General features: G+C 39.5%; 24 protein-coding genes. 20 read left to right on the forward strand and 4 right to left on the reverse strand.

The features are described 5' to 3' along the window. Positions 1 to 112 precede the first annotated feature (112 nt). The 3 genes from uvrA to guaA all read left to right on the forward strand — a co-directional run bounded on the left by uvrA (position 113) and on the right by guaA (position 6,679). Positions 113 to 2,947 carry an excinuclease ABC subunit UvrA gene (uvrA, locus tag WMO42_RS04800; protein ID WP_349191668.1) on the forward strand — a complete coding sequence of 945 codons (2,835 nt, stop codon included), beginning with the start codon at positions 113 to 115 and terminating at the stop codon, positions 2,945 to 2,947. Between the two features lie 187 nt (positions 2,948 to 3,134). Further along, positions 3,135 to 4,631 (forward strand): HAD-IA family hydrolase, encoded by a 1,497-nt coding sequence (locus WMO42_RS04805; protein ID WP_349191669.1) that lies wholly within the window; start codon positions 3,135 to 3,137, stop codon positions 4,629 to 4,631. Between the two features lie 473 nt (positions 4,632 to 5,104). After that, complete coding sequence (gene guaA, locus WMO42_RS04810) at positions 5,105 to 6,679, forward strand: glutamine-hydrolyzing GMP synthase (protein ID WP_349191670.1); 1,575 nt, start codon at positions 5,105 to 5,107, stop codon at positions 6,677 to 6,679. A gap of 220 nt (positions 6,680 to 6,899) precedes the next feature. Here the strand turns inward: guaA and WMO42_RS04815 are convergent, their stop codons facing one another. Then, positions 6,900 to 7,433, reverse strand: a complete 534-nt coding sequence (locus WMO42_RS04815) for a helix-turn-helix transcriptional regulator (RefSeq protein ID WP_349191671.1) — start codon at positions 7,431 to 7,433, stop codon at positions 6,900 to 6,902. 281 nt (positions 7,434 to 7,714) lie between these two features. On the opposite strand from WMO42_RS04815, the gene WMO42_RS04820 reads away from it, so the two are divergent. The 12 genes from WMO42_RS04820 (at position 7,715) to WMO42_RS04875 (ending at position 15,121) form a co-directional block, all read left to right on the forward strand. After that, a complete protein-coding gene (locus tag WMO42_RS04820) occupies positions 7,715 to 7,903 on the forward strand; it encodes a LysR family transcriptional regulator (RefSeq protein WP_242408882.1) in 189 nt (62 codons plus the stop codon). Then, positions 7,903 to 8,994, forward strand: a complete 1,092-nt coding sequence (locus WMO42_RS04825) for a site-specific integrase (RefSeq protein WP_349191672.1) — start codon at positions 7,903 to 7,905, stop codon at positions 8,992 to 8,994. The genes WMO42_RS04820 and WMO42_RS04825 overlap by 1 nt, the downstream gene beginning before the upstream one ends. After that, positions 8,984 to 9,316, forward strand: a complete 333-nt coding sequence (locus WMO42_RS04830) for a hypothetical protein (protein WP_349191674.1) — start codon at positions 8,984 to 8,986, stop codon at positions 9,314 to 9,316. Before WMO42_RS04825 ends, WMO42_RS04830 begins: the two co-directional genes overlap by 11 nt. Then, the gene (locus tag WMO42_RS04835) at positions 9,309 to 9,455 is read left to right on the forward strand and encodes a hypothetical protein (RefSeq protein ID WP_349191676.1); all 147 of its coding nucleotides are present in this window, start codon (positions 9,309 to 9,311) and stop codon (positions 9,453 to 9,455) included. The genes WMO42_RS04830 and WMO42_RS04835 overlap by 8 nt, the downstream gene beginning before the upstream one ends. Beyond that, positions 9,448 to 10,410, forward strand: a complete 963-nt coding sequence (locus WMO42_RS04840) for an AAA family ATPase (protein WP_349191677.1) — start codon at positions 9,448 to 9,450, stop codon at positions 10,408 to 10,410. Before WMO42_RS04835 ends, WMO42_RS04840 begins: the two co-directional genes overlap by 8 nt. A 251-nt stretch (positions 10,411 to 10,661) precedes the next feature. After that, entirely contained in the window at positions 10,662 to 11,828 is a 1,167-nt protein-coding gene (locus WMO42_RS04845) for a plasmid recombination protein (RefSeq protein WP_349191788.1), read from the forward strand. A gap of 9 nt (positions 11,829 to 11,837) precedes the next feature. Continuing rightward, positions 11,838 to 12,215 (forward strand): TnpV protein, encoded by a 378-nt coding sequence (locus WMO42_RS04850; protein WP_349191679.1) that lies wholly within the window; start codon positions 11,838 to 11,840, stop codon positions 12,213 to 12,215. Between the two features lie 202 nt (positions 12,216 to 12,417). After that, a complete protein-coding gene (locus tag WMO42_RS04855) occupies positions 12,418 to 12,990 on the forward strand; it encodes a TetR/AcrR family transcriptional regulator (RefSeq protein ID WP_349191680.1) in 573 nt (190 codons plus the stop codon). 3 nt (positions 12,991 to 12,993) lie between these two features. Then, positions 12,994 to 13,710: an NAD(P)H-dependent oxidoreductase gene (locus WMO42_RS04860; RefSeq protein ID WP_349191681.1), complete on the forward strand. Its 717-nt coding sequence runs from the start codon at positions 12,994 to 12,996 to the stop codon at positions 13,708 to 13,710. Positions 13,711 to 13,722: 12 nt separating this feature from the next. Further along, positions 13,723 to 13,962, forward strand: coding sequence for a cysteine-rich KTR domain-containing protein (locus tag WMO42_RS04865; RefSeq protein ID WP_349191682.1), 240 nt, complete (start codon positions 13,723 to 13,725; stop codon positions 13,960 to 13,962). Continuing rightward, complete coding sequence (locus WMO42_RS04870) at positions 13,931 to 14,542, forward strand: hypothetical protein (RefSeq protein ID WP_349191683.1); 612 nt, start codon at positions 13,931 to 13,933, stop codon at positions 14,540 to 14,542. Before WMO42_RS04865 ends, WMO42_RS04870 begins: the two co-directional genes overlap by 32 nt. Positions 14,543 to 14,644: 102 nt before the next feature. Then, the gene (locus tag WMO42_RS04875) at positions 14,645 to 15,121 is read left to right on the forward strand and encodes a methylated DNA-protein cysteine methyltransferase (RefSeq protein WP_349191684.1); all 477 of its coding nucleotides are present in this window, start codon (positions 14,645 to 14,647) and stop codon (positions 15,119 to 15,121) included. Between the two features lie 343 nt (positions 15,122 to 15,464). Here the strand turns inward: WMO42_RS04875 and WMO42_RS04880 are convergent, their stop codons facing one another. The 3 genes from WMO42_RS04880 to WMO42_RS04890 are packed head-to-tail and all read right to left on the reverse strand — an operon-like array spanning position 15,465 to position 18,388. Next, the gene (locus WMO42_RS04880; protein WP_118362727.1) at positions 15,465 to 16,952 is read right to left on the reverse strand and encodes a serine/threonine-protein kinase; all 1,488 of its coding nucleotides are present in this window, start codon (positions 16,950 to 16,952) and stop codon (positions 15,465 to 15,467) included. A 32-nt stretch (positions 16,953 to 16,984) separates the two neighbouring features. Beyond that, positions 16,985 to 17,695: an EcsC family protein gene (locus WMO42_RS04885; protein ID WP_118362726.1), complete on the reverse strand. Its 711-nt coding sequence runs from the start codon at positions 17,693 to 17,695 to the stop codon at positions 16,985 to 16,987. A gap of 51 nt (positions 17,696 to 17,746) precedes the next feature. Continuing rightward, a complete protein-coding gene (locus tag WMO42_RS04890) occupies positions 17,747 to 18,388 on the reverse strand; it encodes a helix-turn-helix transcriptional regulator (protein ID WP_349191685.1) in 642 nt (213 codons plus the stop codon). Positions 18,389 to 18,608: 220 nt separating this feature from the next. Between WMO42_RS04890 and WMO42_RS04895 the strand changes: the two genes are divergently transcribed. From WMO42_RS04895 to WMO42_RS04915, 5 genes are all read left to right on the forward strand, one after another. Beyond that, the gene (locus WMO42_RS04895; RefSeq protein WP_349191686.1) at positions 18,609 to 18,806 is read left to right on the forward strand and encodes a DNA-binding protein; all 198 of its coding nucleotides are present in this window, start codon (positions 18,609 to 18,611) and stop codon (positions 18,804 to 18,806) included. Beyond that, complete coding sequence (locus tag WMO42_RS04900) at positions 18,807 to 19,901, forward strand: site-specific integrase (protein WP_349191687.1); 1,095 nt, start codon at positions 18,807 to 18,809, stop codon at positions 19,899 to 19,901. After that, positions 19,885 to 20,256 (forward strand): hypothetical protein, encoded by a 372-nt coding sequence (locus tag WMO42_RS04905; RefSeq protein WP_349191688.1) that lies wholly within the window; start codon positions 19,885 to 19,887, stop codon positions 20,254 to 20,256. Before WMO42_RS04900 ends, WMO42_RS04905 begins: the two co-directional genes overlap by 17 nt. Before the next feature lie 30 nt (positions 20,257 to 20,286). After that, positions 20,287 to 20,664: a TnpV protein gene (locus WMO42_RS04910; protein ID WP_349191689.1), complete on the forward strand. Its 378-nt coding sequence runs from the start codon at positions 20,287 to 20,289 to the stop codon at positions 20,662 to 20,664. A gap of 308 nt (positions 20,665 to 20,972) precedes the next feature. Beyond that, positions 20,973 to 22,247 carry a plasmid recombination protein gene (locus tag WMO42_RS04915; protein WP_349191691.1) on the forward strand — a complete coding sequence of 425 codons (1,275 nt, stop codon included), beginning with the start codon at positions 20,973 to 20,975 and terminating at the stop codon, positions 22,245 to 22,247. The last annotated feature ends 28 nt before the right edge of the window (positions 22,248 to 22,275 follow it).

Genomic DNA, 22,275 nt, shown 5'->3' on the forward strand with positions numbered 1-22,275 from the left:
AGCAATATTACGCAGTCAGAATTATAAAAAGCAGTTGCTGATTACAGAAAAAGCTTTATGTACCTGAGACGATTAAGGATTAAGAAAGAAGAAATAACGGAGAAAATAGAATATGGAAAAAGGCGATTACAGGAATTATATAAGAATAAGAGGTGCAAGTGAGCATAATCTTAAAAATATTGATGTAGATATACCAAGGGACAGTCTTGTAGTACTTACAGGTCTGTCTGGTTCTGGTAAGTCAAGCCTTGCCTTTGATACTATATATGCAGAAGGCCAGAGAAGATATATGGAGTCATTATCTTCATATGCAAGGCAATTCTTAGGACAGATGGAAAAGCCGGCGGTAGAGAGTATAGAAGGACTTTCACCAGCTATTTCCATAGACCAGAAGTCAACTAACAGAAATCCACGTTCAACAGTTGGAACTGTTACAGAGATATATGATTATTTCAGATTATTATATGCAAGAATAGGTACACCACATTGTCCTAAGTGTGGCAAAGTAATCAACAAGCAGACTGTAGACCAGATGGTTGATACTATTATGGAGCTTCCAGAAAGAACAAAGATACAGATATTAGCTCCAGTTGTAAGAGGAAGAAAAGGTGAACATAAGAAGCTTTTTGAACAGGCTAAAAAGAGTGGTTATGTAAGAGTTATTGCTGATGGCAATATGTATGAGCTTACAGATGAGATAAATCTTGATAAGAACAAGAAGCATAATATAGAAATTGTTGTTGACCGTCTTGTAGTTAAAGATGGAATTAACAAAAGACTTACAGACTCAATAGAAACAGCACTTAAGCTTGCAGAGGGACTTATGACAGTTGATGTTATAGATGGTGAGCCGATTAACTTTTCACAGAGCTTTTCGTGTCCGGATTGTGGCATAAGCATAGATGAGATAGAGCCAAGAAGCTTTTCGTTCAACAATCCATTTGGTGCGTGTCCTGATTGTTACGGACTTGGTTATACAATGAATTTTGATGCAGAGCTTCTTATACCAGATGATTCATTAAGCATCGATGAGGGAGCTATAGTTGGTATGGGATGGCAGTCTGTAAAGGATGAGGGCAGCTTTTCAAGGGCTATTATGAGTGCACTTGCAAAGGAATATAACTTCAGTTTATCAACGCCATTTAAGGATTATCCAGATGATATTAAGGATATGATTATAAATGGCACTAATGGCAGGAGTGTTAAAGTGCATTACAAAGGCCAGAGAGGCGTTGGAGAGTATGATATAGCATTTGAAGGTCTTATCCATAATATGGAGAAAAGATACAGGGAAACTTACTCAGACAGTGCAAAGCAGCAGTATGAGGAATTTATGCGCATAAGACCTTGTAAGTCCTGCCACGGACAGAGATTAAAGCCATCATCTCTTGCTGTTACTATAGCAGATAAGAATATATATCAGATAACGGATATGTCTATTGTTAAGTTAAAGAAGTTCTTAGATGAGCTTGAGCTTACAGACAGACAGAAGTTTATCGGTGCAGATATACTTAAGGAGATTAAGGCAAGAATACAGTTTCTTATGGATGTAGGACTTGATTATCTTTCATTATCAAGAGCTACAGGTACGCTTTCAGGAGGAGAGGCACAGAGAATAAGACTTGCGACACAGATAGGTTCAGGACTTGTTGGTGTGGCTTATATACTTGATGAGCCAAGTATCGGACTTCATCAGAGAGATAACGACAAGCTGCTTGGGACACTTATACATTTGCGTGACCTTGGTAACTCAGTTATTGTGGTTGAACACGATGAAGATACTATGCGTGCCGCAGATTATATTGTTGATATAGGACCGGGTGCCGGACGTAATGGTGGAGAAGTTGTTGCGACAGGAACAGCAGCTGATATTATGGCATGCAAGGATTCGCTTACAGGTGCATATCTTAGCGGAAGAATCAAGATTCCAGTGCCGGCTAAGAGAAGAAAGCCGACAGGCTGGATAACTGTTAAGGGTGCAAGGGAGAATAATCTTAAAAATATTGATGTTGATATACCACTTGGAGTATTTACATGTGTAACAGGTGTATCGGGTTCAGGAAAGAGTTCCCTAGTGAATGAAATTCTGTATAAGCACCTTGCTAAGTCTTTAAACCGTGCAAGATGTATCGCTGGTGACCATGATGATATTACAGGAATCGAGCAGCTTGATAAGGTTATAGATATTGACCAGTCGCCAATAGGAAGAACTCCACGTTCTAATCCTGCGACATATACGGGTGTATTTGATATGATAAGGGATCTTTTTGCTTCAACAACAGATGCTAAGGAAAGAGGTTATAACAAAGGACGTTTCAGCTTTAATGTAAAGGGAGGACGTTGTGAGGCTTGTTCCGGAGATGGTATTATCAAGATAGAAATGCATTTCCTGCCTGATGTATATGTTCCTTGTGAAGTGTGTGACGGAAAGCGTTATAACAGGGAAACACTTGAAGTCAAGTATAAGGGAAAGAGCATATATGATGTGCTTGATATGACAGTTGAGGATGCAGTTGATTTCTTTGAAAATGTGCCATCAGTCAGAAGAAAAATAGAAACTCTTAATGACGTTGGACTTTCATACATTAAGTTAGGACAGCCATCTACAGAGCTTTCAGGTGGAGAGGCACAGAGAATAAAGCTTGCTACAGAGCTTTCAAAAAGAAGTACAGGAAAGACTATATACATTCTTGATGAGCCTACAACAGGACTTCATTTTGCCGATGTCCACAAGCTTGTTGATATACTTCATAAGCTTGCGGAGGGCGGTAACACTGTTGTTGTTATTGAGCATAATCTTGATGTTATCAAAACAGCCGATTATATTATAGATATGGGACCAGAAGGCGGCGACAGAGGTGGTACAGTTATTGCAAAGGGTACACCAGAAGAGGTTGCCAAGGTTAAGAAGTCTTATACGGGACAGTATGTTAAGAAGTATTTATAAGGATGGTGCAGATGACGGCATTGTGGATGAAAGTTCAATGATAGAAGATGTTTAAAATCTCTAAATTGGCAAATTTGAAAATTGCAGGTGCTGGTCAGTGTTATAAATTAAAAAAACATATCTTTTATAGTTATTTTGAATAATATAAAGTGTAAAAATACGATATTTGATTGCTAGGAGAAGAAAAATGGTATCAGGCATTATATTTGATATGGATGGCGTTCTTATAGATTCAGAAAGACAGTCTAATGAGGGATGGCTATGGGCGGCAGGGCAGCTTGGAGTGGATATGCCAATGTGGCTTATAGACAGCTTTAAGGGTGCTCCGGCAGAGCTTTGCTGCAAGTTCTTTGATGATTATTACAAGGGTGTGATAGATTATTGGGAAGCGAAGGAGCTTAGAACACAGCATGTATACAAGATAAGGGAAACAGAAGGTATTCCTGTTAAAAAGGGCGTAAAGGACATATTTGAATATATAAGAAATAATGGATTAAAGTGTGCAGTTGCTACATCAACAAGGCGTGAAAGTGCTGAGAAAACACTTCACGAAATAGGAGTGTGGGATTATCTTGATGCGGTTGTATATGGAGATGAAGTCGAACGTGGAAAGCCAGAACCGGATATATTTCTTCGTGCTGCTAAGGCAATAGGCGTAAATCCGTCAGAGGCAGTAGTAGTTGAGGATAGTATCAATGGAATTAAGGCTGGATATGCGGCAGGTATGAGAGTTGTCCATATTCCTGATACAATAGCAATAGATGATGATATCAGGAAGCTTACATATATGGTATGTGATGACCTTAATGGACTTATTGATGTTGTGGAAAGTATTAACAAACCAGTTATTAACAGGAAAAATGTTATCAATGCATTTGCAGAGTATGTAAGAAATTACGACCCATCAGATGAAAAGATAAAGCTTAAGATAGATCATACCTACAGAGTAGCAGGACTGTGTCAAAGAATTGCAGAATCATTAGGCTTAAGTGAACCGGATGTAGATATTGCATGGCTTCTTGGAATGTTACACGATATAGGAAGATTTGAGCAGATAAGGCGTTTCGGTACATTTAATGATGCCCAGTCAGTAGACCACGCAGAATTTGGGGCAGACCTGCTGTTTAAGGAAGGCCTTATAAGGAAGTTTGCAGAAGGGTATTATGAAGAATGTGAGCTTGCGGAGCCTGAAAATCAAGAAGATGAGCAGATAATAAAAAATAATGAGCACCATAATAAAGATACAGGACTTCTTGAAATGGCAATAAGACAGCATAATAAGTATCGTGTAAAAGAAGACCTTACCGAAAGACAGCGTATGTTTTGTGATATACTGCGTGATGCGGATAAGGTTGACATATTTAAGGTGAATGCAGATATTCCTATGGAGATTATATATGATGTAACAACAGAGGAACTTAAGAATGGAATTATAACCAAAGAGGTACTTGAGAGCTTTTATAAGAAGGAAACAGTACTTAAAAGTGTAAGAAGGAGTGCAGTTGACCATATAGTAGGGCATATATCACTGCTTTTTGAACTTGTGTATAAAGAAAGTTATAGACAGGCCAAGGAACAAGGTTATGTATATAAACTGCTGGATTTTAAGTCTGATGTACCTGAGGTTAATGCAGAATTTGACGATATGAGGAAATATGTAGACGAGTTCCTTATGGAAATATAAAGCTGTATAAATCTGAAATTAAGCGGTATAAGCATACAACAGATTAATAATAGGAGGTTGTGTTGTATGGGATTGTAATAAAGATTGAAGAATATGCTTGTCATTATACCGCTTGTTTACTATAATAAATGTATATATGAGTTGTAGATGTGTTATATATACTGATATATACTTTGAAAGTAATAGGAGAAAATATAAGACAATAAAAGCAGTAAATTGCTGTACATAAATTGTTATGTAAAATATCCAATTAATATATGTGTGTTATATGTATATATTATAATATTATATATGTATATGTATATGTATATGTATATGTATATGTATATGTTATATATGTGTATGTTATATATGTGCATATTATTTATATATGCACATTGTGTCAGGATATTTTTTATGATTGGCTGATTAAAGTATAGAAATGCATATAAAATATATCTTCAACGCAAACTTATGATTAGGAAAGGGACAATATGAATCAGGAAAAGGTTATAGTTATTGACTTTGGCGGACAGTACAATCAGTTAGTTGCACGTCGTGTCCGTGAATGTAACGTATATTGTGAGATATATTCTTACAAAACACCTCTTGAGCAGATTAAGGCGATGAACCCTAAAGGAATTATCCTTACAGGTGGTCCGAATAGCTGCTATGAAGAAGGTTCACCTACTTGTACTAAAGAGCTTTTTGAACTTGGTGTTCCAGTGCTTGGATTATGTTATGGTGCTCAGCTTATGCAGCACGTTCTTGGCGGCAAGGTTGAGAAAGCTCCAGTAAGAGAGTATGGAAAGACAGAGACATTTGTTGATAAGAGCAGTGCTTTATTTGGAGATGTTTCAGAAAAGACTATCGTGTGGATGAGCCATTTTGACTACATTTCACAGGTTGCTCCAGGATTTAAGATAATTGCACATACAGCAGACTGTCCAGTGGCAGCAGCAGAGTGTTCAGAAAAGAACCTCTATGCAATCCAGTTCCATCCAGAAGTTCTTCATACACAGGAAGGTACAAAGATGCTTCACAACTTTGTGCGTGGAGTATGCGGATGTGCTGGAACCTGGAAAATGGATGCATTTGTAGAGAATACTATTAAGGAAATACGTGAAAAGGTTGGCGATGGTAAGGTATTACTTGCACTTTCTGGTGGAGTTGATTCATCAGTGGCTGCAGGTCTTCTTTCAAGAGCTATTGGAAAGCAGCTTACATGCGTATTCGTAGACCATGGTCTTCTTCGTAAGAACGAGGGCGATGAGGTTGAAAGTGTATTCGGTCCAGAAGGACAGTTTGACCTTAACTTTATAAGGGTAAATGCACAGGAAAGATATTACTCTAAACTTGCAGGTGTTACTGAACCAGAAGCTAAGAGAAAGATAATCGGTGAAGAGTTCATCCGTGTGTTTGAGGAAGAAGCCAAGAAGATTGGTGCAGTTGACTTCCTTGCACAGGGAACTATATATCCAGACGTTGTAGAGAGTGGACTTGGCGGTGAATCAGCGGTAATCAAGTCACATCACAATGTAGGTGGTCTTCCAGATTTCGTTGATTTCAAGGAGATTATTGAGCCACTCCGCGACTTATTCAAGGATGAAGTACGTAAGGCTGGTCTTGAACTTGGCATACCGGAACATCTTGTGTTCCGTCAGCCATTCCCAGGTCCAGGACTTGGAATAAGAATTATCGGCGAAGTAACAGGCGACAAGGTTCGTATTGTACAGGATGCCGATTACATCTACCGTGAAGAAGTAGACAAGGCAGTAGAAGCCTACAAGAAAGAAAATGGCAAGGTACCAGCCTGGATGCCAAACCAGTACTTTGCAGCCCTCACTAATATGCGTTCAGTTGGTGTTATGGGTGATGAAAGAACTTATGACTACGCAGTTGCACTTCGTGCAGTCAATACAATTGACTTTATGACAGCCGAAAGTGCCGAGATACCATTTGAGGTACTCCAGACAGTTATGAGTAGAATTATAAACGAGGTGCGTGGGGTTAATAGGGTATTCTATGACCTGACTAGTAAGCCACCGGGAACGATTGAGTTTGAATAAATTGAGAGGTCGTAAAAATCCAGTGTTTATGCGGGTTTGCGGCGTTTCAATAGGTCTTTTGATAACAATTTGATAACGGTTGTATAAGAGCCATTATTCTTGTAATCCAGTGGTTTTAGAGTTACAGAATGATTGACAGGCGGCTGTGCAACAAATAAATCCATATTAGAAAGCCCTTAGCTGTGGGTAGTAACTCATGGCTAAGGGCTTTTTGTCGTTTTTATTTATCGGGTTTAAGTCGGTCTTTGAATGCTTCGACTAATGCGTCACTAAGCTCCTTTGAGGGAACTTTCGCCCAGATTTGTGTGGTGTCGAATTTCGGATAGTAATAACGCCAGTTGTCGTATTCTTCCCTGCTGATTTCCTCGGAAGATAGCTTGTCCGCCTGCTCTTTCCAAGCACAGAGCATTTTTGAAAGCTCGGCAGCGTCCTTGCCTTTGTCCTTGTTGACTTTCAGGCAGACTTCTCCGTCTACTTCGCTGACGGTAAGACCGTAAATATCTTCAAGGGTAAATAAGGTGTGCATAAGACCGATGTAGCTGTCAATATCGGGAACATCAAGAGCCTGCGGGGAAACATCAAGTACCTGCGCTAATGCAGCCGTTAAGTCTGCTTTTGGTTTACGGGAGCCAGTTTCGTACTGTGCCAGACGCACATCTGCGCTCCGTTCGGGAAAGCCGACAGCCGTACCAAGATATTTTTGCGTCATACCACGCAAAAGCCTGAAAAAATGTATTCTTTCGCCAATAGCCATAGTGTTTACACTCCTTGCTTATGTACTGCAACCAGTATAGCAGATATGTTTAGGGATTGTCAAGAGAAAACGAAACAAAAAAGTTTAATATTTTTCTCAAAACCGCTTGACACAAGCAAATATGCTTAGTATAATGAGAGGAAATTAAGCATATATGCTTAATAAAAATATCCGTCGTGTGTCACGGTAATGGCACATCCGCCCGGGCGAATCGGAAGGCGGTCAGAAAGTATTCCGACACGAAATAAATGAAATTGAAAACAGAAGGGAAGATGATTTTTATGGGAAATAGATTTATCCGTGCCGATGATGTGGCGCAGGAACTAAATGTATCGAAGCCCTATGCCTATAAGCTCATCAGGAAACTGAATGAGGAACTGAAAGCGAAGGGATTTATTACGATTGCAGGGCGTGTCAACCGCCAGTATTTTTATGAAAGGCTCTACGGAGCCGGAAAGGAGAAGGAATAATGCCGGTATTCAAAAATGAGGACAACGGTACTTGGTATGTGATGGCAAGGTATGTGAACTGGAAAGGCGAGCGCAAGCAGAAATGCAAGCGTGGCTTTGCCACAAAGAAAGAAGCACAGGAATGGGAGCGAATGTTCCAGTTGCAGAATTCCTCTGACCTTGATATGAGTTTTGAAGCTTTCACGGAGCTGTATATCCGAGATGTGAAAAACCGCTTGAAGGAAAACACTTGGCTGACGAAGGAGCATATTATCCGCACAAAAATACTGCCCTTTTTCGGCAAGCTGAAAATCAGCGAGATTTCTACAAAAGAAATCATCACTTGGCAGAACGAAATGCTTGCCTATCGTGACGAGAGGAAAAAGCCTTATTCGCAGACTTATCTGAAAACGCTGCACAACCAGCTTTCCGCTATCTTTAACCACGCTGTGCGCTATTATGAACTGCGCTCTAATCCAGCCGCAAAGGTGAGGAATATGGGTAGTGAAGAACACAGGGAAATGCTGTTCTGGACGAAAGAGGAGTACAAGAAGTTTTCTTTTGAGATGATGGACAAACCGGTTTCCTTTTACGCCTTTGAAATGCTCTACTGGTGCGGTATCCGTGAAGGCGAGTTGTTGGCGCTGACTCCTGCGGACTTCGATTTTGACAAGGAAACGGTCACGATCAACAAGTCCTATCAGCGTCTGCACGGGGAAGATGTGATTACCTCGCCGAAAACAAAGAAAAGCAACCGCACCATTAAAATGCCGCATTTTCTCTGTGAGGAAATGCAGGAGTATCTCGGTATGCTCTACGGTCTCAAAAAGAAAGACCGTATTTTCACGGTGACAAAAAGCTATCTTCATCACGAGATGGACAGAGGGGCGAAAGCCGCAGGCGTAAAGCGTATCCGCATTCACGATTTGAGACACAGCCATATCAGTTTGCTGATTGATATGGGATTCTCAGCGGTGGCGATTGCTGACCGTGTAGGGCACGAGAGCATTGAAATCACCTATCAGTACGCTCATCTGTTCCCGTCCAAACAGACGGAAATGGCGAAGCGATTAGACGATTTAGGGAAAGGAGATTTTGAAAATGTCAGCTAAGAACAGAGATAACAAAAACCGTTGGAGGAATATCACTGTGGGATTTCGAGTATCGCCCGAAGAAAACGAACGCATTAACAAGGCGGTTGCCTTATCGGGATTGCCGAAGCAGGAATACTGCTACCGCCGCTGTCTGAATCAGGATGTGGTCGTGCAGGGTAATCCGAGGGTATATAAGGCTCTGAAACAGGAGCTTGCCGCTGTCCTTACGGAGTTACAGAGGATTGAAGCGGGAAACGGTGTAGATGATGAACTGCTCGATGTCATTGAACTGATTTCCGTCATTCTCGGTGGTTTGAAAGGAGAGAATGCGAATGGATAACAAAAAAGAAATGACCGCCTATAAATCATCTGTTGGCGCAGATGAAAGGCAGTCACTCAATGTATCTGCTAATAGTATAACCGCATATCACTTAAAAATCAACAGTTTTGTTTTGAAAGGCGGTGGTATGAATGGCTGAACTGAAAATTATCAGTATGGACGAAGTCCAAAGCAAACAAGTGAACTGGCTTTGGTATCCGTATATTCCATACGGGAAAATCACAATTGTTCAGGGTGATCCCGGCGAGGGCAAAACGACTTTGGCTTTAAGACTGGTGGCGCTTCTCTCAAAAGGAGAGCCGCTGCCCTATGACGATACCGAGCGCGAGCCGGTCAGAGTGATTTACCAAACCGCCGAAGACGGACTGGAAGATACCATTAAGCCGAGGTTAGAGGCGGCAGAAGCGGATTGCTCGCAAATCAAAGTCATAGACGAATCGGAAGCTGCACTCAGTATGCTGGATGAAAGAATTGAAAAAGCAATTATAGAAGTCGGTGCAAGAGTGGTAATCCTTGATCCGATTCAGGCATATGTCGGCGCTGATATCAATATGAACAACGCTAACGAAGTGCGCAGCGTGATGGCACAGCTTGGACGAGTGGCGGAAAAATATGACTGCGCTATTCTGTTGGTCGGTCATATGAACAAAGGCACAGGAAATAAATCGTCCTATCGTGGACTCGGCTCGATTGACTTTCAGGCTTCGGCAAGAAGTGTTTTGATTGTCGGCAGAATTAAAGATAATCCGCAGATACGAGTGATGGCGCAGGACAAGTCCTCCCTTGCTCCTGAGGGCGAGCCGATTGCTTTTGAGCTGGACAAGGAAAACGGATTTCGATGGCTCGGGCATTATGATATATCGGTTGACGATCTATTAAGTGGTATTCCAAAAGAAAAGAAATCCGAGCAGGCGGAAAATCTTATCCTTGAATATCTTTCACAGGGTAAGTATCCGCAGCAGGCATTGCTAAAGAAAGCACAGGCGGCGGGTATCTCCAAGCGTGTGCTGGATGAAGCAAAGAAAGTATTGAATGTCCGATCTCTCAAAGAGGGCAGTCAGTGGTATTGGGAGCTTCCCGAAGAAATAGAGTGAGCAGCCTTTCAAGGTTGCAACATTGCAAAGGCAGGCACATCTGCAATCTTGCAATGTTCCTTTTTCGGAAAGTGATAAAGTTTGGACGGGGTTGCAAGGGTGTCCTTTTCAAAGGACAGCCCTTGTCCCTCGGAGAGCGCAAAACCTGCTTGCAGGTCGCATTTTTGATAGGCTTGCCTGTCAAAAGTGCTTTTGCGTTACTCTTGGCAAGAGTAACAGAACCACCTGCCGAAAAGAAAGGGAGTGATAAAATGCAAAGAACGATAAGCGCAATGGTTGGGAAAGGCTCAGTCAACCATAACAGCCGCAAATTCAAAGCGGAGAATGTTGACAGCGAGCGCACCCACCTCAATATAGATTATTGTAACGAGAACATTAAAAAGGTCTATCACGAATTGTTTGATGAAGCGCTTGAAAGGTACAATGTCAAGCAGACAAGAGCAGACCGAAGAATAGAAAACTATTATGAAAAAATCCGCAATTCTAAGCAGGAAAAACCGTTTCACGAACTGATTTTACAGATTGGCGACAAAGAAAATATGAGTGCAGAAAGTGAAAACGGACTGCTCGCTAAACAGGTATTGGACGAGTATTATAAAGGGTTTCAGGAGAGAAATCCACAGCTAAAAGTGTTTTCGGCTCATCTTCATATGGACGAAGCCACACCGCATTTGCACATTGATTTTGTCCCGTGTACTACCGGCAGCAAGCGTGGACTTGATACGAGAGTGTCGCTTAAACAGGCGCTTGCAGCACAGGGCTTCAAGGGTGGCTCTCGTGGAAATACAGAGTGGAATCAATGGGTATTTTCCGAAAAAGAACAGCTTGCAAAAGTGATGGAGCGTTACGAAATTGAGTGGGAGCAGAAAGGCACACACGAAAAGCATTTGTCTGTACTCGATTACAAAAAACAGGAACGCACAAAAGAAATCGAACAGTTGGATATTAAGCTTGCCGAGAAAACAGATGAGTATAAATCCTTGTCTGACAGAGTGAGAAATTATGATAAGGCGGCGGAAACGCTGAAAGAAATGGAAACAGCACTTAATACTTCTCCAGAGTATCAGTTGCCCGAACCACAAGGATTGATGACCGCCAAAAGCTACAAAAGCAAGATCGTTGAACCTTTAATTAAGCGGCTGAAATCTCTCATTAAAACGCTGGTGGTAAGGTGTTTTCAAGCGATTGACGATTATCACCGACTGAATGTGACGAACGCAAATCTCTATCGAGAAAACGAGCATTTGAAGAAAAGCAATAGCAAATTGACCGATGAAAATGAAAATCTGCGTATTGAAAATCGAGATTACAAGCTGATTCGCAAAGTGTTCGGCAATAAACGGATTGATGATTTGTTGGAGCAAGCAAGGTCTAAACAGCGTGAGAAACGCTTTAGAAATATTCAAAACGAAAGGTAGGAAAAAACAATGGCAAAAACGATTTTTGAAGAACTGGGCGGCGCTTATGTACGACAAGGAGATTATCTTTTCCCCTGTCTATCCTTACCCGCCGAAAAAGAAACCAAGCCTATCGGCGTATGGGGGCAGCGGCATTTGCGCTATCTCAAACAGCACCGCAAGGTGCTTTATACCAACCTGCTTACAAGCGGCAAGCTGAACAGCTATCTTGTGGATATTGACGAGCAGGCGGAAGATATGTTTCTTCGGCTGGTAAAACAGATAGCGGAGCGAGAGGGCTTAACCGAACAGCTAAAGGCAGAAAATCCAATGCTGTGGGTACAGACAATGAACAGTATTCGTAATAGAGCGACGGAGATTGTCAATGAGGAAATCATCTACAATTAAAGAGTTGTAACGTATATAACCGTAAAATTGTGGTGGGTAGGGATAAACTCCTTGCCCGCCATTTTTTGCTCTCTTAGCCGCTTAAACAGGGCGTTTTGACACCGAAAATCGTTATATATTTCACTTGTTTGTCGCAATCTCTTGATTTTTTGAACTGTGTTTAGTATAATGTGTTTGAACAATGTTCAACAGGAGGTGTAAAGTGGATAATAAAGAAGCAATCATACAGGCAACGATTAAACTCATTGAGGAAAAAGGGGAACATTTAGAAGAAGTAACAGTCCGTGAGATATGCAAAAGAGCAGGAGCTTCATTAGGACTTGTAAATTATCATTTTGGAAACAAGGATAAACTCATCGAGCAATGCATTGAACGTATGATAAACGGAACAGTTGAGCATTTTCAGAATATACGAGAGAAAACAGACGGTCTTACTCCTTTTGAGAAGTTGGAGTATCTCGGCAATATGACGCTTGATTTTCTGTTTGAACATTATGCCATTTCCAAAATTTCCGTTCTTACCGATATGCAGTTACCGAAAGAAAACGACAACACTTACAGAACTTATGCGGCATATCTTCCGCTTGTTGCAGCCTGCCGTCCTGACCTTGATGAAGCAGCAATAAAGCGAAAGACGCTGTATTTAATTACTGTTATGCAGCAAATGTTCCTAAGATACGAAATCATATCGCAAACATTGGGGATTGACCTTAGACAGAAAGAAAACCGCAAGAGCTTTCATACACAAGTCTTACACGATATTTTGGAGGTATAAAGAGTGAATATAACAGTAATAAATGGAACAGAAAAACACGGCGTTACCTACCGTTTAAAAGAGATGTTTTTAGCAGAATTTAGGGATAAAGCGAATATTACAGAATATTATCTTCCAAAGGATTGTCCGAGTTTCTGCACAGGTTGCTTGAATTGTACATTAAAAGGCGAAAACACTTGTAAAGACGCAGAATATATTGGGAAAATTGATAAATCGCTTTTAAAAGCAGACTTGATTGTGATGACATCCCCTGCTTATGTGTATCACGCCACGGGAGCAATGAAGGTATTTCTTGACCATTTCGCTTACCGTTGGATACCACATCGCCCTGCTCCTGAAATGTTTAGAAAGCGTGCAGTTATCATAACGCAATGCTTAGGCGGAGGAGCAAAATCTGCGGCGAAAGATATTAAGCATAGTTTATCTTGGTGGGGAATTTCTAAAATCGAGATATTTACTGGTGCTCTGATGAGCGATATTGTTTGGGAAAAACTTTCCCGAAAGAAACAAGCTGAGCTTACGAGAAAGATTCAAAAGCTATCCCGAAAGTTTGCTCATATAGATTATACAAAGCCTGCACACACAAATTTGATTACGAAATTCAAGGTTTTCTTCTGCCGTATGATGCAGAAATCCATACATAAATCAGACCCTGAATACCTTGACGGGAAGTATTGGGAGGAACAGGGGTGGCTCGACAGCGGTAGACCGTGGAAATAATGGGGGAATAAAATGGAAAAATCATATTCTGAATGGGTACGCTGCCCTATCTGCGGCAACAAGACTCGGACAATGATACGAAAAGATACCGAATTGATAAATTTTCCTCTTTACTGTCCGAAATGCAAGAAGGAAAGTTTGATTAGCGTAAAAAATTTGCAGGTAACAGTTATCAAAAATTTGAATCTAAAGCGTCGAGTTGACGAACAGAGCGACAGATTTGGAGTTGAAGAAAGGAAAATGGATGATTAAAAATATAATTAAGGTTATGGCAGGATTACTGATGATTGTGTCTGTTTTAATTGGCTATATGCCTCAACCAGAGTATTTGATTGAACTGACCTGTATATCAAATACGCTTGGCGGAGTGCTTTTGTTTGCAGATGGAATACTTGGCATTATAAAAAAGAAGATTTGTTCTAACTCTCTTTATTTGAATGTCACAGCAAGCATATTTATAGTATTTCTTATTTGTGTAGGAAGTCTTTTGGGCTCATATAATTTTAATTTTAGCGGTGCGTTTTTCTTTTTACATATTATCAATCCAATTATTTTTGTGTGTTTCTATATGATTTTTGTCAATGAGCAAGGTCGTAAAATGCGATGTGTTTTGATAGCACCGACAATGACGATGGTGTACTTATTATTTGACTATGTGCGCTATCGACTTACGGGCGAGTTTGTCTATGGCTTTATTGAAAATGAAGAATTTACATTTGCTTGGGTAATCGTAGCAGCTATTATCACTTACGCTTTTATGTATCTGTTGAGTTTGAGCCTTTTTGCTCTGAATAGATTTGTACATAAAAGGGAAGAAACAATCGGGCTTTGAGATAGCAAATCATAAAGTTTAATGTGTAATCGGAAATTTTAAAACCGTCTCATTGCATAGGATTTTTCTTTGACTTATACTTGAGTACAGGAGGTGTTGATAATGGCAAATGAAGATAAAAAAGATTTTAATGCAATGTTACACGATAGCAAGGATATGCCAAAATTTCAGACGATTACGGATGAAAAAAGCATAGAAAAGTATGGCGGAGATAAAATGTATTTTGCACCGCCGATTGAATATGACAAAATAATGCGGCTTGTGCCTTATGGGAAGTTGCTTACAGTAGGTACAATCAGAGATTATTTTGCAAAACAAAGTGGAGCCGATTTTACGGAGCCGATTACAGCAGGAATATTTGTTTCGATTGTTGCGTGGGCGAGTTATCAGCGTTCTGAAGATGAAACACCTTATTGGCGTACATTAAAGGCGAATGGAGAATTAAATGCAAAATATCCCGGCGGCGTTGAGGCGCAGAAAGAGAAGTTGGAAACGGAAGGACATACGATTGTCCAAAAAGGAAGGAAGAATATCAGATACTATGTTAAAGACTATGAAAATGCCCTGTTTGCGTTATAGGTGTTTTCGGAAAGCGATTTTAATATCTTGATTTTCTAAGCAAAATCGCTTACAATTTGAGTATGAAAACATATTGCTATTATCCGCAGTTACAGAGCAAGTGTTATCAACACCGATAACAAATTGATAACATTAGCTCATATAGGCAGGATAATATGGATATATCAAATAATCAAAAGAACTAAGAACACGGCAGAGAATAATCGCTAAACAAAATTGATTAGGCTTTGTCGAGTTTGAGTAATGTACATGAGCCAAGAAATGCCGAGTTTACGGCGTTTCTTGGCTCGTTTTTGGTTGTGTGACAATCAAATGACAATAATTTTTGAAATTAGTATTTATCTTAACAAAATGGTAAATCTAAGTCATCGTCTTTAGAAACCTCAAGTATGATAAGAAGTATGTTCCGAATAAATAGCTCTTTCATTTCATCGGATAATGTATCATAAAAGTTTAGCAATTCGATAAATGGTGTCTTATCTAAATCATATTTGACATTTTTATAAAATGTAATCTTAGTTACTCCGGAAATGTGATTCAATAGTGATAATAAGTTTACTGTACTTTGGAAGGCAGAACTTTTAATATGTTCTCTATATTTGTTATCTAACCATTCTGCTATGATTTCCTTTGTTGGCAAATTTTTTGGATAGAAATGTAATATAACACTTTCGCTGAGCATTTTTTTGAAAAAGTCAAGGGAAAAGTTATGTGGAATAATAACAGTGTCACTCTTCTGAACAAATTTTTTGAGTTCTACAGCATCTGAGAATCTTTTTTCTGGCTTGAGTGATAAACAGATTTTCACAGCTTCCTTTAATTTGAAGTTACACTCAGATTCGTCTATTGAATCTGGATTATAGTCATCAAAAGTATTTCCGGTAATAAGTGTATATAGAATAGCACCAATACAATAGACTTCAGTGCGAAAAGTGTATTTTTCATTTGGAATGACAAATTTACGTTGTATGTCTTTGTATTCGGTATCGTAGTTTGTATCATCAGCATTTCGGGCAAAACCAAAGTCGAGAACTTTAATCTCGTTTGCTTTGGTTACCATAACATTTGAATAACTTATATCACGATGCATATCTGTTTGTGAATGAATATATGACATTGCATCAATATATTGATAGCAAAGAGTATCTATTAAAGCCGGGTTAAGAGGTTTGTTTGAAAGTACAAAATCGGATAGTCTATCTCCAGAAATATATTCCATCTTTATGTATGCACTTTCGTCACCAAGAAAGCCATAATCAAATGCCTTAACCACATTAGGGTGGGAGTAACTCAATAATTTTTTCCCTTCTCGTAAAAATCTTTTTTTCATGATCTCTGGGCTACTATTTTGAAAGATACTTGGCTCATATATTTTTACCGCAATTAGTTCTTCTTTTTCTTCATCATAATATTTGTAAACAGTACCAAAACCACCATGACCTATATTGTTGGTTGAAGAACGATCAATTTCAATGCTTGTTGTTATAGTAATTTTATCATCTGTCATAGAGGTTGCATTAGTTACAGGGGAGATATGGTTCTTTGCAATGATTTCTAAGGACATAATAAGATAATCATCTTGGTTACCATGAATCTTAGAGCATAAAGAGTATAAAGGATCTTTGTATTTTTCTAGTTCAATACGGTCCTCAGGTGCACAAAAAATCACGAGATTACGTTCATATGTGTTCCAAATAACTCTGGTAAAGTAACTGGTATCATTGAATTGAAATTTTGAATTTTGTAGTATTGATTCTACGAGTGGGGAAAACTCACTATTTCCTTTTATGTTTGCAATAACATCTTGTCGAAATTCTTCGGCAGTATACATGATATATTTCCTCCTTGTATAGATTTTGCATGTTAATTATCGCTTTCGTCTTGTGATTTAATAATATCTGCCGCTGTATCTATAATTTTTTCATTGTCTTTATCGTCTAATGCACTTAAATCACCTTTAATAAACATTTTGTATGCTCTGTTTGCAATAACTTTGGTTTCTACTAAATCAAATCCCCCACCAATGACGCCGCCAACAACGGGGACTAATTTAGCAATATTGATAATTCCCTTTTCTCCAAATTTGGTTAAGAATCTAAATCCTACCTTCTGATTGATTTTTGTTAAAACAGTACTGGGAATCTTTTTTACCATAGCAGTTGTAAATTTAGTTCCAAATTTTATGCCGGCTTGTTTGATTATTTGATCAATAGAAATGCCTGCAAGACAAGCATAAACTAATGTTTGTACCTGATCGCTGCTAGTATCATAACCACCCATATATGCAAGGCAAGCAATCATACGCATTTGAACATACATTACACTGCTGACATTTGCAGGAATGGCGACTGGTAATGTAATAAGTCCGCCTAATCCGGTTACAAATCCTGAAGTTGTACACTTGGCAACTTGATAATTTACAAATTGTCTTGCTGCTTTTTCTGTTGAATTATTTTTTGATAAGTAATCGTTTGCTAAAACATCAATAGGTTGACTTAGTTTAGGGATGCCGTTTATGGATTTTTCATATAATGCATCCAATAGTTCCATTATTTGATTTTGATTCATTTCCATATGTCGAATTCTCCTTTATCTTTTTTAGAGACAATGTAAATTTAGCGAAAGTTATTCCTTCTTCGGTTTTCGTTTCCTCTTCACATAAGAGAAATCTGGAAACAAGTCTTTTAACAATTCAGCAGTTTCTTCTGCATCGTCATCCTCATTCATATTCTGAATAAGTAACTGGTCGTCATCATCAGGATTCAACGAAACAGTATACTCTTTATTCGGGTCTGTTGGGTTCATTGGGTATTTTACCTCTTTGAGATAATATTCCGTTTCTGATATTTCTCCATCCTCTAGCTTGTCTCGTAAACATGCCCAATACTCAACCATTTTTCGGAAGCTATCAAGGTCTTCCTGTGGACGAGGACCGGCACTTGGAAGTCTCTCCTTAAATTTGAAACATACTTCACCATCTTTCATAGTAGGTCGTAATCCATATGCCCATTCAATGTCAAACAGTACATGAAGTGCACTGAAAATATTTGCCACATCAGGGTCAGATAATGCATAAAAGCTGACCCTCAGATTGTTTGCAATATTTAATAAAGTTGCTTCATCGGGATATCTGTTTCCAAGTTCATAGTTTCTGATGGTGGATTCGTTTAATCCACATTTATCTGCTAATTCCTTTTGCGTCATGTCAGATGCAATTCTGAAATTTCGAATCAAATAGCCTACTCGGCTGGTGAATTTCTCGCCCATTTTTACTGCTCCTTATAAGGTTAATGAGGGTTGTAGCATGCACGACGACACGAGGTACAAATCATGCATCTGTGTACATTATATCATTAACAGTGCAAAAATGAAATGTTTTTCAACAAAATGTATTGACAGTACAAAAATGAACTGTTAATATAATACACATCATAACCGTTCAGAAATGAACTGAATAATAAAAACGAAAGAGAGGAGGCATTAGCTTATGGAGAACAAGAGATTTTTGACAGCACAGGATGTCATGGAAATGCTGGGAGTATCACTATCGTATTCCTATAAACTGATACGAAGATTGAATGCAGAACTTGAGGCTGATGGATTCGTGACAATAAAAGGGCGTGTCAGTACACAGTATTTTATGAAGCGAATCTACGGGCTATCTACGAATAAGGAGGTGGGATAGATGGCGGTTATCAAAAATAATAAGACCGGAATGTGGGAGGTGAGAACCTATTATAAGGATTTGACCGGAGCAAGAAAACAGAAAACCAAGAGGGGCTTTGCCAAGAAGAGCGAAGTCCTTGAATGGGAACGTAATTTCAAACTGAAAGAGGATCAGAGTATCAGCATGAGCTTCAAAAGTTTTGTGGATATTTATCTGACGGATTTAGAACCAAGAATAAAGCGCAATACTTTCTTGACAAAGAAGTACATTATTGAGACAAAAATTCTGCCTTATTTCGGGAAACGAAAACTGGATGATATTCGGACATCTGATGTCATCCAGTGGCAAAATAAGATTATGAAGCTGAAAAAGGATAATGGGGAGTTATTCTCCCCTACCTATCTGAAAACCATTCATAATCAGCTCAGTGCCATATTAAATCATGAGGTAAATATGTATGGTCTGAAGGATAATGTGGCACGAAAAGCCGGAACTATGGGAAAGGAAGAAAATAAGGAAATGGAGTTCTGGACACAGGAGGAATTTCAGGCATTTTTAGATTGTGTGGCAGATAAGCCTATTTCCTATTATGCATTTGAAATGCTTTATTGGACGGGCATTCGTGAAGGTGAGTTGCTTGCCCTGACACCGGCTGATTTCAATTTTGAAAAGAAAACTCTTCGGATAAATAAGTCATATCAGAGGCTGGAGGGCAAAGATGTGATTACGGACCCGAAAACACCAAAGAGTAACAGAACCATTGTCATGCCGGATTTTCTTGCTGTTGAGATGGAGAATTTTATAAGCAGCCTTTATGGAATAAAGGATGATGACAGAATTTTCACTATTTCAAAAAGTTATCTGCATCACGAGATGGATAGAGGTGCAAAGCTTGCAGGAGTGAAGAGAATACGGATTCATGGATTACGACACTCGCACATTTCATTGCTAATCAATTTGGGATTTTCTGCATTAGCAATAGGGGAAAGAGTCGGGCATGAGGCAGTAGATATCACATATCATTATGCACATTTATTTCCAACGGTGCAGACGGATATGGCAGCACAACTGGAAACGGAAAGGGAGGCGTTGGTCAATGTCAGAAAAGAATAGAGATGATAAAAACAGGTGGCGGAATGTGACAATAGCATTTCGCATGTCGTCAGAGGAAAATGAAGAACTGAATAACAGAGTGAAACTCAGCGGATTTCGTACCAAGCAGGATTATATAATCCAGAGTGTCCTTCATCAAAAGGTGGTTGCTACAGGCAATCCGATGATGTTGGTGCAATTCCGGCAGAACCTGCAAAGGATTGAGCGTGAGCTTGAAAGGATTGAAAAGGCATCGGATATGGATGGGGAGTTACTTACTCCCATCCGCTCCATGCTGGAAATATTGGAAGGCTTCAAGGAACAACCGGGAACATTGGCAGATATGAAACAACTTACAGTACCAAATGAGGAATAACAGATATTTTGTATAAAGGAAGTGACTGCTATGAGCGAAGAAACATTATTTGAAAAATTAGGTGTGAAATACATAGAAAAAGATGGGATTTTTTATCCGTTGATTACATTAGGTGGAGAGGAGAACAGTACAGATGTTGGCAAATATGGTCGTATGTGGATGGATTACATACAGAAGGAATATCCGCAGCGATACAGAAGTCTGGTACGATTTGGTGAATTACATGATAAAGCAACCGAGGTAAATGAAGTGGCTTATGAATTGCTGGAGGATATTGAAAATGAGTGGTTGCGTAAACATAAATCAAAGCATGCGAATTCTTTTGTGGAAATGTATCAGCTACGAACTCAGGCAAGAATGATTGCAGAAGAAGTAGTTCTGCATGATGCGGTGAACTGTTTTCATTAGGGGAGCTAGCATAGGATTTATCGGAGTTGTGAATGGTAAATGATATGCCGCGTATCCGCGGCTCACAAACTCCCGTAAGGGAGTTTTACCCGGCTTGAAGAGCCGTACAGCCACTCCGGCGAGGAGCGCAAAACCCGCTTGCGGGTCTGCATTTTTGATGGCGAAGCTGTCAAAAGTGCTTTTGCGTTACTTTTGACAAAAGTAACAAAACCTTCCCAGGGAAAACTACTGTTTCGTGCCGTATCCGGCACTCATTACGGATAAGAAGGATGTGCCTGTATACATACAAAAAGAGGAGGATTTTGACAATGGAAAGAACGATTAGTTTTATGAATGGGGAAGGTTCTATTGGACACAACACGAGAAGATTTATAGCTGACAATGTAGATGCCAGCCGCACTCCAAATAATATCACTCTTATCAATGAGGATATTAAACAGGCATATCATAAACTGTTTGATAAGGCGCTTAAGGAATACAATGCAAAACAGAAACGTAAGGACAGGCAGATTAAAAGTTATTATGATAAGATTTCCCGAAGCAAGCAGGAAAAATTATTTTATGAGGTTATCGTTCAGATAGGCAATAGGGATGATACCGGAGTAGGTAGTTCTTCTGCAGAGGTTGTAACATGGGTGCTGAAGGATTATGTGAAAAAGTTCCAACTTCGCAATCCACAGCTTTATGTGATTGGTGCTTATATTCATCTGGATGAGGAAACACCACATTTGCATCTTAATTTTATCCCTTGGGTATCCGGTTGCACGAGAGGATTGGAGACAAAGACAAGTCTTAAGGCGGCACTTGCTACAAGAGGATTTGTAAGTGAAGGCAAAGGGAACACCGAATGGAAGCAGTGGGCGGAGGCAGAGAAAGATGATCTTGCTCTGATTATGAGCCGGTACGGAATTGACTGGAAGAAGGAAGATACGCACAATAAGCATTTATCCGTATTGGATTATAAAAAGCAGGAACGGGCAAAAGAAGTGGCTGCACTTGAGGAGGAGTTGGATGGCGCACAGGTTGTTCTGAAATTAAATGAGGAACGGATAGAATCTTTGGAAAAAGAAATTGAAAGTAAGCGGGACTGTTTTAAAATAGAACAGTCTGACGCTCAAAAGAGGCTGGATGATACCATAGCCGAAAATCGGAAATTGCAGTCGGAAACAATGGATTTACGTTTAAAGAATTCGAAATTACGGCTGGAATATTATGAGAATGTTGATAAGCTCACAGATAAAAAGAAGAAAATTGAGGCGGCACGAAAAGAGACTGACAAGTGGATGATGATATCGAATACTGCAAAATTACAGACTGAACGAGCTGAATTTGAACTGGAAGAGGCGGAAAGGCTTAAGAAGGAACTGCTTGGTGAGGTCGATGGAGATGATTATCTGAAGGAGCAGGTGATAGAGCTGAGGTATCAGAACCATATTCTTCGTGAGGAAAATCGCAGCCTAAAGGACAAGCTGGAAAAGGCGTATGAGTTTATGAAACAGTTTGTAATTGGAGGAATTAATCTGTTAGAGAAGTTTATGGAGTGGATTGGAGAGAAGGTCAAGGATAATAGAGGCAGATATTGATGGCATGATTTTGGGATATAAATATTTG

The sequence above is a fragment of the Lachnospira sp. CLA-JM-H23 genome (assembly GCF_040096425.1).
GTDB lineage: Bacteria > Bacillota > Clostridia > Lachnospirales > Lachnospiraceae > Lachnospira > Lachnospira rogosae.